Here is a 14,857-nt window from a genome sequence, read left to right on the forward strand (position 1 = left end):
GAATAAAAAGAAAGGCAAAAGCCTGAAGCTTTTGCCAAACGAATAAAAACAAGAATAAAAATCAGATGACCAGGAAGGGTCGCTTGGTTCCGTTGCGAGATTGCTGCAACGGCTGCGCTCATGTGTGCCTCGATGGTTTCCGATATCTTCATCGGGGCCATAATCTAGCAATTCGGCTTTCCGTTGGTAAGATGCAAAAAATGAAAAATTTTGCGCATTTTGGCTTGAAAACGGCAAATCTTTTACATTTTCTTTCCAATTGACATATATGTTTTACATAAAATGTAAAACACTGCGTTGTGCACTTTTTGTTATATTACAATGGGAATTATATGAACAGGTTTCTTATAATATTGTTGGTTTTTATGCTTGCGGTGGCGGCTTCGGCGGCTGTCAAGAAGAAACGTTTTGACATGGGCGGGGGCGATGCGCCGGTTGCGGCGGAAGCGACGGTCGAATCGGTTGCGCCTGCTGAAGGTGCGGCTGCTCTGCTCGTTGTTGCGAAGCCCGTGATGGAAACAGTAAAGCCGGTGGAACATTCGCGGTCTCTGTATACGGTGATTGCGGAGGAACAGAAGGTGCTTCGCGAAAAGTTGACGGCGGCGATTTCGGCGATGAAGAGCGGTGATTGGGATGCCATCTGGAAGTTTCTCGCGATTTGCCTTGTGTACGGTATGTTGCATGCGCTTGGCCCCGGACATGGAAAGTCGATTGTGGTCGGCTACTTTATAGCGCGTCGGGGGCGCTGGCGGCAGGGTGTGGCGCTTGGCGCTGGTATTACCGTGACGCATACGATGAGTGCGGTTGTCTTGTTGCTGATTCTGTATGCGATTTTCAAGACGACGGTGTTTACTGCGTTTGAAACGGGCCGCATCGGCATTGAACGGGCGAGTTATGCGCTCATTATGCTCACGGGTGTGTTGCTTGTGGTGCTTGCGATTCGCGATGTGATTAAGTCGCGCAAGGGCTGTGGATGTGCCGCTGGGATTGATGCCGCGGAAGGGGCTGCGCAAGATGGTGCGTGCGCGGAGTCTGGCTTGGGAAGTGCGCTCCCGCCGGTTGCCCGCTGGCGTGAAATTATCGGAGTTGCCGCCGTTACGGGAATTGTGCCCTGCCCGGCTGTGGCGTTGATTGTTCTCTTCTGCCTGCTGAATTCGATGGTGGCGCTTTCGCTCTTGGGAGCGCTTGTCATTTGCGTCGGCATGACGATTACGAATGTGGCCTTCGGTATTGCGGCCGTGGCATTCCGTAAGGGAATTGACAAGGGAAGTGCCCATACCCGTATTGCGACAAAAATATACACCGTCGCGACTCTCGCAGGCGGTGTCATTATCTTTATTTCGGGACTGTTGCTGTTTACGAACCAGTTCGCGGGCCGCGTATAATAAGCGCAGCCTTATTCCGCGCTTTCCATCTCGTTGATTAGCTGGATATTGTACAGCTTTTGCACCTGTAAAATGTCCAAGATGACGGCGATGCGCTCGTAAGTGGTTCCCTTGTCGATCTTGATGGCGACAGGGGATTTCTTGTTCTGCACCGTTGCTGCCTTTTCGCGGAGTTCGTCGGGCGTGCCGCGCTGGCCGTTAAAGGCGAGTTCCGTTTCGGAAAGTTCAATGTACAGGCCCTCGGGCGTGTCGCGCTTGGTTTCGGTCTGTGTTTCGGGCAGAATCAGCTTGAGCACCGATTCGTCTTGCTTGAAAACCGATGTCACCAGGAAAAACACCAGCAGCAAAAAGACGCAGTCGATGAGCGGCGTCATGTCGGGGCGGATTCGGCGGGTGCGCTTGGCCATTTATGCATCCTCGTTTTGGGAACGAAGGTGATCTTTCTCCTTGAGAATGCGGCCCAGCTGCAAAAGCACATCGTTTTCTACGTTGTCCTGTTCCGATTCCATGCTTGCGTTCAAGTAGTTGAACGCGATAACGTGCGGAATGGCGACCACGAGGCCAATCACCGTCGTAATGAGGGCGAGCTTGATGCCTGTAGCGAATGCACCCGCATCAGAAAGGCCCGAAACGGCGATGACGCTGAAGGCGTTGAAGATGCCGAACACGGTGCCCAAAAGGCCGAGCAGCGGAGAAATGCTTGCGATGTTTTCAATCGTGGTCATGCCCTTCTGTAACGGCGAGAAAGCGAGCGCGATTTCGGTGCGGATGCTTTCCATGATGATGTGGTGGTCGGTGTTGTGGCTCACCACGCGATGCAGAATTTTGGAGGGGAGGCGCTTGCGGATGCTCCTGTTGAAGAGAATCAGCGAGATGATTTTCCATACGATGATGGAATAACCGACGAAATTCATCGCTACGAGTACGTAGGCGATAACGCCGCCCTGTTGAATAAAGTCTAAGATGTAGTTCATGTTTATCCTCTTTAAAAGTTTCTTTATTCGTCATCGCGAGGTCATGCAATGACCGTGGCGATCCATTGGATTGCTTCCCCTTACAGGGTCGCAATGACGTAAGTAGTTAGTGCAGATTATATTTTATAGGAATCTCCATTTTCCAGATGTCCTTGCCGAGCACAGCTGGAATTGGGTCGAACTTTGGCACGGCTTGCACGGCGGCAAGCGCGCTTTCGTTCAGTGAAGAATACGGACAGGGCTTTGCCACAACCGCACCGCTGATGCTTCCGTCTTTTGCAACCGTAAACTGCACGCGTACGGTGCCTTCTTGCTTTAGGCGGCGGGCTGTTGCCGGGTAGTCCTTCTGTTTTTCGAAAGCCTTGCTCAGCCCCATCAGATAAGCGCGAGTCACCTTCATCAGCGAATCCTTCGAAGGTTTCGGCGGTGGAGGTGGCGGCGGGGGCGGTGCCACAGGTTCAGGAGGCGCTTCGACAACGGGTTCGGCATCCGTAACCACAATCGGTTCCGGCTCTGGTTCGGGTTCAGGTTCCGGCACCGTATCTTGCACGATGTTCGGGATAATTTTCGCGCGGACCACCTTCTTCACGATTTTCTTGACTTCGGGTGGGGGCGGAGGTGGCTGCAAGAGCAAACGCTCCACATGAATCACCTCGGCATCTTCGCGGGTGGTAACCACCTGCGTCCGCTTTAAGAATCCCCAGGCGTAAAAGCCCGCATGCAGCAAGACGGCAACAACAATGCCGACGCAAAACACGCGCCGCATCGTGAATGCAGAATAGGGATTGCGGGTTTCGGTTTCTATTTCAAAATTCATCAGGTCTTATTAGAAGTAATACTTCGCTTTCGCCCAGATTTCGCGATTTTTGTCGTAGCCTGCGAGTTGTCCGCGCTTGCCGCCGAAGTGGTCGTAGCCGAGCGAAATCATTACCTGGTCGGTGACGGAGTAATCGCCCGAGGCGCGGACATAGTAGCCGAGGTTGTCTATATCGAACATTCCGTAGAGCGAAAGTTTGAGCGTATTGTTCAGCAGTTCCTTTGAAATGCGGAAGGTCATTTCAGAAGAATTCTTTTCGGCGGCCAAGTTGTGCGAATAGTCGGCGATATACTTGTGCAGATACTGAACCATGAAAGTCCAGTTGTCGCCGGCATACCAGTCGATTCCACCGAGGGCATTGAAGGTGTTCTTGCGGGCGTAATCGAGGTTGCTTGCGTAACCGAGTGCTTCACCGAAGTATTCTGCGATTTCGGCACGCAGTACGAATTCGCCGATAGGCATCGAGAGGTCGCCACCGATCATGGTCATGGTTTCGTGAATGCCATGAATGACAATGGAATCCTTGACGGGATCGTAGCCTGCGACCGTAACGGGCGACTGGTTATGCGTATGGAGCGCCGAAATGGAGAAATCCAGATTCGAGAGGAAGAACGAAACTCGCGTTCCGAAGTCGCCGTTCTTGAATTTGGCATCGGGACCTTCCGGGAAATCGATGCTCGCTTTTTCGGGCAAGTCCGGACGCCAGGGGTTTTCATCTTGCATGGGCATTTGGAAGTATCGCGGCACGGGCACGTAAACGACTTCGGCATTCACGCGCTCGCCGGGGTACTTGATGCGGAATCCGTCAACAGCCATGCGCATGTCGTCGTAATCGCTGGACATGAATTCGGTGTAATCTACAGGCGAAATCAGGTCGGTAACGCGAAGCCCGTCGGCAACGCCCCATACCACAATCTGGCGGCCTGCCTTGATTTCCACGAAGTCATTCTGGTAGTTAAAATACGCTTCTTGCAACTGCACGCCGGTGCGGTCTTCGAGAATGCTATTGTGCACGCCATTCAGGCTTGCAAACAGGTAAGCGTTCTCGTAATCCACGCGAAGTTCCGCACGCAGGCGCGTCCGCGACGTGGTAAAATCGTGCGGATGTTCCGTCTGTACGGCGTGATACGTGTCCACGAACCCGTTGAATTGAAGCGGGCTTTCTTGGGCGAAGGCTGCGACAGCGGCCGCCCCAACCACTAACCACCAACCACTAGCCACTATTACAGTCCTCGTTCCAGGCGCGGGACGGTGAATGTCTTTGCGTCAAGCGGGATGTTGAACTTGATGTCGCCGAATTCAAGGAGTGTCTTGTGGTTGGTCTGCACGTTTTCCATGCTCATCTTGGCGATAGACCAGAATCCGTCCACCTGAACCACGTTTTCAACTTTCAGCGCACGGTGCAGTTTTCCGAGCTTGTCGTAGTATTCCACCTTGGCGGCAATCAGGCAGTCCTTGCGAATCCAGGAGATTTTCTTCGAGAAGATTTCGTCGCCCTTTTTCGGCACGGATTCAACTACCCAGCAATCGATTCCGTTTACCTTTTCTTCGCGGAGGAGCTTGTGGGTGTCTTCGTCGATGTTGCGCTGGCCCACGTCGTCGTAAGTGAAGTCGGAGCCCATGAAGTAATCCGTCTTGGAACTCTTTCCGCTAATGCGGCGCGTCTTTTTCATGGCGGGCAGGTAAAGCCACTTGTCGTCATCCTTGTTGATGTCGTCGTAATCGACGGTCAGGAATCCCGTGCCCTTTACGTCGTTGGGGTAGCGGAAGAACATAATTTGCTTGGTGTCCTTGCCCACGTCCATTGCAAACGAGGTAATCTTGCGTTCGCGCTTGGCTCCGCTCTTGTTGATGAGTGTCATCGAGAGCTCGGAACTGCGTGTGTCGCCATCGGGGCGGTCGTGCACTTTTTGCACGATGTCGCGGCCGGTTAAAGTTTCTGCGCTTACCATGGCGCTCAAGGCGACAATAATTGTCGTGGCTGTTTTTGCGAATTTCATATTCATATTTTTCTCCTATTTTCCAAAAATCTTGAATTTCTTGATTAAAAGCGGTGTCACGAACAGGTCGGCGAGCAATGCCGAGACAAGGCCCACGAACACCACGAAGCCGAAGTTGAACATCTGCGTTGCGGCCGAGGTGGTAAAGCCCGCAAAGGTCGCCACCATGATAATCGTTGTCATCACGAGTGCCGGGCCCGCCGTGCGGAATACGTTGAGAATGGACTCGCGGTAATCGTGGGTGCGGTCAAATTCCACATGCCCATGGTTGATAAAGTGAATCGTGTCGTCAACGGAAAGGCCGATAATCATCGGGATGAGCGTCGCTGTCATCATGTCAAGCGGAATGTCCGTGAGTCCGAGGTAACCGCCCACGAAAATACCCGGCGCAATGTTCGGAATCATGCCGATAAGGCCCGTGCGAATGCTGCCGAAGACAATCATCAAAAGGACTGCCACGATGACCACGGAAATCAGGAACGAAGTCATCTGGCCCACTTCCAGGTACTGCTGCATGGCGGTGAATTGCGGCAAGTTTCCTACGGCAGTCACCTTCGCGTCCGGGAAAAGCTTGCTTGCGTATGCCTGCAAGTCTTCCAGTTCCTTCTGGAGCTCATTAGAGTTGTAGCTTGAAATTTCGACCATCAAACGGAGTTTCTTGTAATCGTAATCCATCCAGTAAGTTGCTTCGCTTCCGCCCGCGTTTTCGTAGAGCAAAAGCAACTGAGCGACTTCTTCTTCCGTTTCGGGAATGGCGTATTTGTCCTGACGGTTCTCGTTCAGCGTGCGGTTCAAATCCTTGACGATGTCAAGAATCGAGGTGGAACGCTTGGTGAGCGGGTACTTGCCTGCGTAATCCTGCAACTGTTCGAGTTTTTTCAGGTTCTCGACTTCCTTGGCCTTGTCGTTTGTACCAAAGTCAATCACCAAGTCGTAAGAGTAGAAGCTTCCGATTTCGGATTCTGCCACGTAGAGCATCTTGTTCACGTATTCGACCTTGCGGCCCATGGTGCGTTCCACGTCAAAGGCGGGTTCTATCTTGGTGAGCCCGAAAACAGAAATTGCAGTCACGACGGCGAATACGATGGCGATGGGCTTTCCATGCCCGAGAACGAACTTGCCGATAGAATCGAGAATGACTCCCATGCGCGTGTCGCCGCGTTCAAGTACCTTGGCGTTCGGCTTCTTGTCTTTACCGAAGCTCAAGAGAATCGGCGAAATGGTCAACGCTACAAGCAAAATGAATCCGACCGCAATCGACGAAAGAATGCCCACGGAGCGAATCGGCTTGAGCATCACCGAAAGGAAACTGAGCAACGCGACAATCGTGGTAAGGCCCGAGAACAGCACCGACCAGCCTGTTTCACGCATGGCGTAAAGCACCGATTCCTTGCGCTTGCCCGTAAGCATCATGTTCTTGCGGAAGAAAGAATTGATGTGAATGTTGTATGCAATCGAAACGGCGAAGGCCAAAATCACGGGCACCATGATGTTGGTCGCATCCATGTAAAGTCCGAGATAACCCACCAGGCCAAATGTCATGATGACGCCCGCAAAAGTCGTAATCAGCGGAGAGACAATTCCGCGGAGCGAACGCGTCACGAGGAACATCACGATGATGGCGCAGAGAATCGTCATGATGAAAATGCGGCCCATTTCTTCGCCGATGTATTTCAACTTCTGGAAACTCAGGTAGGGCATGCCTGTGGCGCGCGGGTGCAGCGGCGCATACTTTTCCTTCGCGATGATTTCTGTTGTTTCGCGGCCCGTTTGCATGTCGGGCGCTTCTGCCTTCACGCCCTTCGCTTCGCCTTCGGCCTTCCACACGGAATCTTCGGGGAAGGGGCGCAGCTTGATGTTGATGAAGGCCTGCTTGCGGTCACTCGAAATCAGCTTCTTCGCCAGTTCCGGCTTGTCGGCCAGGCGCTTTTCGATTTCGGCAAGTCCCGCTTCGTCTGTCGGGATTTCTTCAGGCACAATCTGCGTAATTTCCATACCCTCTTCGGTGCCGAGCATGTATTCCAAATCGACAATTGAAGTCGCCTTGCCGTCGGAGTACGAGAGGTTGTCGCGCAGTTCGTTCGAAAGCTCGCGCAAAAGCTTCAGGTTGTCCGGCGTCAAGATGGAATGGTCGCTCTCGACCAGCACGCCCACGAAATAGTCGTTACCGAAAGTTTCCTTGAACTTGTCCGTTTCGACAAGCATCGGGTCGCCCTCGATAAAGTAGCTGTCCCACGACGCCTCGACGTAGATTTTTTTCATGCCCACGATCGAAACCGCAAGCAAAACGACAAACGCCACCAGCAAAATGGCGCGGTGATTGAGCAAGAATTCGCCAAAACGGCCGAACCGCTCGTTGATTCTTTCAATGTTAATCTTTGGAAGGCTCATTGTATCCTCTTTTTTTGCGGAGCAAAAAGTAGAGAGATGAGCCTAAAAATTCTACTCCAAATGGTTTTGCTCAAAACCGAATGGGTTGCAAATCTTTCCGGGTTGTTGCAAGTCCATTTGGAGCGGTTTTTTGAGCGTTTTTCGGCTACTTTTGGCGCATGAAAAACGCTGAATTTGTTGACCGTTTGAGTCTCGCCGAAATGGGTGAGAATCGTTGCGGGACAATCGCCAGGATCGAAGGCGATTCCCGCTTTATTTCAAGAATTGTTTCTATCGGGCTTACGCCGGGTTCCGACTTTACCCTCCTCAAGAACGACAAGCGTTCGCCGGTGCTCGTTTTTTGCCGCGATACGGTTATCGCTGTCAATCACAAGGAAAGTTCACAGATTTTTGTCAAGGTGGAATCGTAAAGATGAGCGAAATCAAGACTATTGCTTTGCTCGGACAACCCAATTCCGGTAAATCGACGCTTTTTAACAACTTAACGGGGCTTCACCAGCGCGTGGGCAACTGGCCCGGTAAAACGGTGGAGCAGGCCGAAGGTGAATTTGTTTTTGATGGCACGACATATAAAGTAGTCGACCTTCCGGGGAGTTACGGGCTTTCGGCGAACTCCGAAGAAGAAGTCGTCACGCGTGACTACATTCAGAGCGGCAAGGCGGACCTCGTGTGCATTCTGGTAGATGCGTCGCAGCTGGAACGCAGCCTTTATATGCTGGCGGATTTTGTGGGCATTCGCATGCCCGTGATGCTGGTGCTCAACATGATGGATGTGGCCGAAGCGGCGGGCAAGAAGATTGACGTGACTGCGATTGAAAAGCGCCTCGGCGTTCCGGTGCTTGGCTTCAGTGCGGCCGAAACGGAACGTTATCCTGAATTTTTCAAGAAGATGGTTTCGGCTATCAAGACGCCTGTTTGCCTGGATAGCGGGAGCCTGCGCGAGGAACTCGTTAGCGGGGGAGAGCTTGGCGAAAAAACGGATGATATCATTAGCCGCATCGAAGCAGCCCTCGGTGATTTTGAATATGGCGTTTGCGAAAGAATCTGGATTGCAGAAAAGCTTCTCGAAAAAGACAAGCTCATTTGCTGTATCGTGAATGAATCGCTTCCGTTCGCGAGGAAGAATGCGATTGACGCGATTCTCGATAGCGAAGAAGGGCGTGACGGCGGTATTCTCACCGGCGAGGCCAAGTATCGCTGGGTTTCAAAGATTGTGCGTGAATCGGCGACGCCCAAGTCCATCGAGAAGGTCTTTAGCAAGTGGGACCGCATCGCCACGCACCATATCAAGGGCAAGTTCTTTGCGTTCGGCATCATGGTTGTCTCGCTGATTGCGTGCATGATTCTCGCTTTCCCGGGCATGGGAATCGGTTTTGGAATGCAGCCTGTATTGCAGTCGCTCGTAGAACGTGTTGGCGGCGCACTTGGCGTTTGGCCTGTGGTGATTTCGTTCATCAATCTGGTGCTCGTCGGTGGAACTTGTATTACAATTTGTATGACAAGTTTCATTTTCTCCATCATTTTCGTATTTCGCATTCTCGAAGAAATCGGCTACATGGCGCGTTTCTCGTATGCGTTTGACAACTGGCTTTCGCGCCTGGGTTTGCAGGGCAAGGCGATTATGCCGCTTTTCTCTGGAATTGGCTGCACGGCGGGTGCGGTTTGCGGCACGCGCGTACTCGATACCCGCGGTCAGCGCCTGCTTGCGCTCGTTCTGTTGTGGGCGATTCCGTGCGGGAGCAAGGTGGCTGTGGTGCTGTTCCTGGCATCTACTTTCTTCGGGTCGGCGGCTCCGCTGTTCGGTATCGGCTACGTGGCGCTGATTTTTGCAAGCTTCTACCTGTCTTCGCGCCTGTTCGGCAAAAAGCTTGTCCCGCAGAATGAACGCGTGGGCATGATTATGGAACTCCCGCCGTATCACAAGCCGCATTGGAAGATGATTGCTGCGATGGTGGGGCGCAGCACCTGGGGCATTTTCAAGAAGGCCTTGAAGATGATCCTGATGGTGGCGGCCCTTTTCTGGGCGCTCTCTTACGCAGGCGACGGGAATGTGGAAAATACACTCCTGTACAAAATTGGCAATGCGATTGAGCCCGTGACGATGTTCTTTGGCATGCGCTGGGAGCTGTTCGTCTCTTATCTGGGCGGTATGTTCAGTAAGGAAGCTTCGCTTGGCATCATGAGTACGCTCTTCAACCATACTGGCGAGGCGTTCTCTCTTGTGACCCGCGTGGCGGCAAGTGAAAACTTGGGCGAGGCCCTTGCAAGTACCATCAGCAAGCCCGAAGCGCTCGCATTCCTGTTTGCATCGATGTTCAACGTTCCCTGCGTGCTGGCGATGGGCACCACCTATCGCGAGGCAGGCTCGTTCAAGTGGCTAGCCACCATCATGGGTTACTACTTGGCGCTTTCTCTTGGACTCGCCTTTATCGGCTACCACATCGGATTGCTGATTTTCTAAGTGAAATTTTATAGCGCGCTGTCGAGCACCATCATGAGCGTGAAGCCCACGGCAAAAAGGATGGTGCCGGCATCAAAATGCTCTCCCTCGCTGACTTCGGGGAGCATTTCTTCCACAACCACGTAAATCATGGCACCTGCCGCAAGCGAGAGCAGGTAAGGCATGAACGGTGAAAGTGCCTCAGCCGCAAGCAGCGTGATTAATGCGCCTACGGGTTCTACGGCTCCGGAGAGCGCTCCCAAGGCGAAAGCCTTTTTGCGGGAAGCTCCTTCGGCACGGAGCGGGAGCGAAACCACCGCCCCTTCGGGGAAATTCTGGATGGCGATGCCTATGGCAAGTGCAAACGCACCCGAAAGCGTGATGGCCACATTCCCCGAAAGCCAGCCCGCGAATACGATACCGACGGCCATTCCCTCGGGTAAGTTGTGCAAAGTCACCGCCAGCGTAAGCATGGTCGTGCGCTTGAGTTTTGCCTTGGGGCCTTCGGGCGTGGCGCTACCCAAATGCAAGTGTGGCGTTATTTTGTCTAAAATGTACAGGAACAGGATGCCCGCCCAGAATCCGACCGTCGCTGGGATGAAAGCCAGTTTGCCCATCGATTCGCTCGCGCTGATTGCCGGCAAAAGCAGGCTCCATACAGAAGCCGCCACCATGACGCCCGCCGCAAAAGAGAGAAGACCCCGCTTGAGATTTTGCCCCATCTGCTTCTTCATAAAGAACACGCATGCGGCCCCCAAGACGGTCCCTAAAAACGGAATGGCAAGACCTTGGGCAATTTGTAATATGGGTTCGTTCATGCCATAAAGATAGTATTAACCTTTCCCGTACGGCTTGCTCAGGTAAACAAGTGCGGTGGTGAGCGTGTAGTCGGCAAGGAGTGCGGCGCCTAGGCCCACGATGGAGAGCAGGCCCACGTTGTGGAGCGCGCCCATGGGGCTGAAGATGAACACGAAGAACATCGCGCAAAGGATGAAGGTGGTCATGCCCATGGTCTTTCCGATTTCGCGGTAAGAGAGCAGTAGCGCGTGCCTATAGCTGCCCGTGCGCTCGTACCCGTATTTGATGTGGTTGTTCATGTGGATGGTGTCGTCGACGGCGATGCCCAAAATCATAGGCATCACGATCATCGTGATCATGTCGAGCGGCATGCCCGAATAGCCCATGACGCCGCCAATCAGGAGGACGGGCGCAACGTTTGGAATCATCCCGATAAGGCCCGCCTTGATGCTCCCGAATGCGAGAATCATCATGATGGCGATAATCACGAACGATCCGCCGAACGAACGCAATAGCCCGCCGACCAGTTTGCCGTTCATTTCGGCGTAGTTCACGACTTCGCCCACGACAGAAACTTTTGCGTCGGGGAAAATCTGTGCGCCGTAGCTTTTGGCCGAATCCAAGTCCTCGACGATTTTGTTGGCGTCGTAGCCCGAAAGTTCTATATGGATGAACGAGGTCTTGTAATCTTCGTCCATATATTCGAAAAGCGCTTCCGGGTCCGAAATCTCGTACAGGAAAAGCAATTGTGTGAGCATGTCCTGTGCGTCGGGAATCTTGTAATACTCGATACTGTCGGCGTTCAGCGTGCGGTTCATCTCTTTCACGAGACGCGTCACCGATTGTACGCGCGGCTTGTCGCCCGAAATTTTCGTGAGCTGGAGCGTTCCGAGTTTCTGTTCAAGTTGCTCGATGCGCTTCATATTGGCGGGATCCTTGAGCGCGTCCGCGTCATCGAATTCCACCATCACGTTAAAGTCGTAAAGGCTTCCGAGCTTTCCGCTGAGCATGTCCTTGAGCCGCACCACGAAGGGAATCTTTTCACCCATGGTTTCGGTGTAGTCCATGTTCACGTCGATGCGCATCATTCCCGGAATCTGCAGCAACATTACCGCCGCCGAAATCACCGCGATAACAATGCTGTGCCTGCACACTTTGCGCCCGAAAAATTCAAAGAGGATGTCCGCCTTGGTGGCCCCCGCGCTCTTGACCATCTCGGGTTCCGGCTTCGCATTTTTCCCGAAACTCATGAGAACCGGAATCAGGATGATGACGTACAGATAAACCATCGTGACGATGCCTGCCGAAATGCCGCCGATCCAGCGGATGGGGCGGATTCCCGCGAACAGGAACGAAATCAACGATGCGACCGTAGTAATGACGGTAAAGAGAATGGGCCAGCCCGTTTCCTCGACGGCGCAAATCACGGATTCGCGGCGGTTGCCCGTGCGCCTAAAGTGCATGCGAAACGAATTGATGTAGTGGATGGAATAGCCCACCGAAAGAGCCATTCCCAGAAGCACCGGGAGAGCCACCATGGTCTTGTCGCCGACAAAGCCCAGCCAACCGTTAATTCCGAGCACCGAGGCGATGCCCCCGGCGGTAGCGATTGCGGGCACCACCACGCCGCGCAGCGAACGCACGAACAGGATAAGGCACAAAAGCATTACGGCAAAACCGATTCCAATGCGCATTGCGCACTCTCTCGAAACCACCTCGTCTTCTTCCATTTCGGTGTAGCTCATGCCCGTGGGCATCAAGGTGTATCTGTCACTCTTGAATTCGTCGGAATAGATGACTTCGCGGGCAAATGGCGCAATGCTGTCCTTGCCGAATTCGATGCCGCCCTCGTAAGTCTTGAGCGAAAGAATCACCCAGGTCTCCTTCGCGTCATCGGAGACGATGTTGTTCACCAGCGATTCGCGGGTCATAATCAGTTTGCGTTTTTCGGCCAGCTCCTGCGGGTTATCGGGAATGCCGCCCTCGAACGGGTCTATGACTTCGAACCCCTCGTCATTTGCGACCGGAATCGACAAATTGCGTGTCAGCGAAACCACGCGGTCGGCGTAGGGCACCTCGCTTTCGAGCCTGCGCGAAAGCCGGTCGATTGCCTGCAACACCTCCGGCGCAAAAACGTCGTCGGCGCGCACCATCACCATGTAGGTGTCCTCGCTCCCGAAAATGTCGTTGTAATGCGCCTGGTCGATTTTTACCTGGTCCCAGTCATCGAACCATTCTTCTTCGCTGCTGCTCATCTGCAGATGCGAAAGCCCTAGACATGCCAAAACTGTCACGACCAGCGTTATTAGCAGAATTAACCAGCGAAACTTGACCTGAAAACACCCCAATCGGGCAAAAACCTTGTTGACACGAGAAACTTGCATAAAACCCTCAATTTTTTGAGGGAAAAATAGAGCCATAGCGCCGTTTTTTCTACTCCAAACGGACGGGTTCAAAAATACGACTCGTTTACCCTTTCTGCGGTAGGCGTTCTTCGTAATCTTCCAGGAATGAATGCGGTTCGCCGCCGGCCTTGTAGCCGGGGAACGTCTCGATGCAGACGGAGTGCAGGCTGTTGAATATGCTTTTTTCGATGTCCGGGTTTTCGCTCTTGAGGCGCTTGATGAGCGCCTTGATTTCTTGGCGTTTGCTGCCGCCACCGCCGTTGTCACAGACGGTGCAACTTTCGGTAAAGCGGCAGGCGCACTGGATAAACTGCAGCCCGTTGTAATTTTTCCAGTTGATAATGTCTTGCTCGTTGATGCAATACATGGGGCGGATGAGTTCCATGCCGCCGAAATTCAGGCTGTGGAGTTTGGGCATCATGCCCTGCAGTTGCGAACCGTAGAACATCGCCATGACGGTGGTCTCGATGACGTCGGAAAGGTGGTGGCCCAGCGCAATCTTGTTGCAGCCCAGGTCTTTTGCCTTGTGGTAGAGGTGCCCGCGGCGCATCTTGGCGCAAACGTAGCAGGGGGAACGTTCGGTGTTGTTTGCCACGTCGAAAATGTTCGTCTCGAAAACGGTGATGGGAATTTCCAGGAGCTTCGCGTTGCTTTCGATTTTCTGGCGGTTGATTTCGTTGTAACCGGGGTCCATCACCAGGTATTCCACGTCGAATTTCACGTCGCTGTGGCGGTGAAGCATCTGGATGAGCTTCGCCATGAGCATGGAATCCTTGCCGCCAGAGATGCAGACGGCGATTTTGTCGCCTTCTTCGATGAGCTTGTAGTTCTTGATGGCAGTAATGAATGGCGTCCAGAGCCTTTCGCGGTAAGTTTTCGAAATGCTCCGTTCTACGCTTTGGACAAATGAAAGTTCTCTTGCCATTTTCATTACCTTTTTTGCGTTTACTTGCAAAGTTCCTTGTAGCAGCTGTCGAATGCGGCCATGAATTCGTCGATTTCTTTTTCGGTGGTGAGGTGCGAAAGGCTTATGCGCCAGGAGTTCAAAGCATTTTTGCGGTCGCGGCAGACGGCAAAAACGGCGCGGGAGGGGAGCGCATCTACGCTGCAGGCGGACTTAACCGACACGTAAATTCCTTTGTCCGAAAGAGCTTTCTGGAAAATGTTTCCGCGGACTCCCGCGACACTCAGGTTCAAAATGTGCGGAACAGCGTCTGCGGGCGAATTGATGCGGACTTTCGGATAGCCGCAGAGTTTTTCTTGCAAAATCTTTCGCAGCTCCTTGACGCGGGCAAATCGTTCTTCGAAATGCTCCACGGCAAGCGACAGTGCCGTTTCGAGGGATGCGTCCAACGCGAGTGTCGGGGTGCCGCTGCGGTAAATGGTGGTGCTTGCTCCGCCGTAAATGAGCGGTTCCATGGCGATTCCGCTTTTCTTGTACAAAAGTCCGCTGCCCGAAAGCCCGTAGAACTTGTGCGCGCCGATGCTTGCCGTGTCTGCCAAATTCAGGTTTATAGGCGTTTTGCCGATGGCCTGCGTTGCATCCACGTGAAGGCTGCAGCTCGGGAACTCGCGGACAATTTTGCTGATGGATTCCAGCGGTTGTACCGTCCCGAGTTCGCTATCGACCGCGTTCACCGTCACGAG

13 protein-coding genes are annotated in these 14,857 nt (G+C 53.2%); 3 read left to right on the forward strand and 10 right to left on the reverse strand.

Annotated features, from left to right (window positions below; genetic code table 11):
• Positions 1-332: 332 nt before the first annotated feature.
• Positions 333-1,385: a hypothetical protein gene (locus tag Q0628_RS04590; RefSeq protein WP_298768590.1), complete on the forward strand. Its 1,053-nt coding sequence runs from the start codon at positions 333-335 to the stop codon at positions 1,383-1,385.
• An 11-nt stretch (positions 1,386-1,396) separates the two neighbouring features.
• Here Q0628_RS04590 and Q0628_RS04595 read toward each other — a convergent pair whose 3' ends face one another.
• The 6 genes from Q0628_RS04595 to Q0628_RS04620 form a co-directional block, all read right to left on the reverse strand.
• Positions 1,397-1,792: a biopolymer transporter ExbD gene (locus tag Q0628_RS04595; RefSeq protein ID WP_072809024.1), complete on the reverse strand. Its 396-nt coding sequence runs from the start codon at positions 1,790-1,792 to the stop codon at positions 1,397-1,399.
• Positions 1,793-2,359 (reverse strand): MotA/TolQ/ExbB proton channel family protein, encoded by a 567-nt coding sequence (locus Q0628_RS04600; RefSeq protein ID WP_072809021.1) that lies wholly within the window; start codon positions 2,357-2,359, stop codon positions 1,793-1,795.
• 106 nt (positions 2,360-2,465) lie between these two features.
• Positions 2,466-3,176, reverse strand: coding sequence for an energy transducer TonB (locus Q0628_RS04605; RefSeq protein ID WP_298768593.1), 711 nt, complete (start codon positions 3,174-3,176; stop codon positions 2,466-2,468).
• A 9-nt stretch (positions 3,177-3,185) separates the two neighbouring features.
• Positions 3,186-4,397: a DUF1302 family protein gene (locus Q0628_RS04610; RefSeq protein ID WP_298768595.1), complete on the reverse strand. Its 1,212-nt coding sequence runs from the start codon at positions 4,395-4,397 to the stop codon at positions 3,186-3,188.
• Between the two features lie 2 nt (positions 4,398-4,399).
• Positions 4,400-5,176, reverse strand: a complete 777-nt coding sequence (locus Q0628_RS04615; RefSeq protein ID WP_366979043.1) for an outer membrane lipoprotein-sorting protein — start codon at positions 5,174-5,176, stop codon at positions 4,400-4,402.
• Between the two features lie 15 nt (positions 5,177-5,191).
• A complete protein-coding gene (locus Q0628_RS04620; protein ID WP_298768600.1) occupies positions 5,192-7,567 on the reverse strand; it encodes an MMPL family transporter in 2,376 nt (791 codons plus the stop codon).
• 158 nt (positions 7,568-7,725) lie between these two features.
• Here Q0628_RS04620 and Q0628_RS04625 point away from each other — a divergent pair, with 158 nt between their 5' ends.
• Both Q0628_RS04625 and feoB read left to right on the forward strand, forming a co-directional pair.
• A complete protein-coding gene (locus Q0628_RS04625) occupies positions 7,726-7,977 on the forward strand; it encodes a ferrous iron transport protein A (RefSeq protein WP_298768602.1) in 252 nt (83 codons plus the stop codon).
• Positions 7,978-7,979: 2 nt separating this feature from the next.
• Positions 7,980-10,028: a ferrous iron transport protein B gene (gene feoB / locus Q0628_RS04630; RefSeq protein WP_298768604.1), complete on the forward strand. Its 2,049-nt coding sequence runs from the start codon at positions 7,980-7,982 to the stop codon at positions 10,026-10,028.
• Positions 10,029-10,036: 8 nt separating this feature from the next.
• Here the strand turns inward: feoB and Q0628_RS04635 are convergent, their stop codons facing one another.
• The 4 genes from Q0628_RS04635 to Q0628_RS04650 all read right to left on the reverse strand — a co-directional run.
• On the reverse strand, positions 10,037-10,825 hold the full coding sequence (locus Q0628_RS04635; RefSeq protein ID WP_298768606.1) for a ZIP family metal transporter: 789 nt from the start codon (positions 10,823-10,825) through the stop codon (positions 10,037-10,039).
• A gap of 15 nt (positions 10,826-10,840) precedes the next feature.
• On the reverse strand, positions 10,841-13,189 hold the full coding sequence (locus tag Q0628_RS04640; RefSeq protein ID WP_298768608.1) for an MMPL family transporter: 2,349 nt from the start codon (positions 13,187-13,189) through the stop codon (positions 10,841-10,843).
• An 85-nt stretch (positions 13,190-13,274) separates the two neighbouring features.
• Positions 13,275-14,135 carry an ATP-binding protein gene (locus tag Q0628_RS04645; protein ID WP_298768610.1) on the reverse strand — a complete coding sequence of 287 codons (861 nt, stop codon included), beginning with the start codon at positions 14,133-14,135 and terminating at the stop codon, positions 13,275-13,277.
• A gap of 20 nt (positions 14,136-14,155) precedes the next feature.
• A partial coding sequence (locus tag Q0628_RS04650) for an aminotransferase class V-fold PLP-dependent enzyme (protein ID WP_298768612.1) occupies positions 14,156-14,857 on the reverse strand: 702 nt, incomplete at its 5' end.

The organism is uncultured Fibrobacter sp. (assembly GCF_937877005.1).
GTDB lineage: Bacteria > Fibrobacterota > Fibrobacteria > Fibrobacterales > Fibrobacteraceae > Fibrobacter.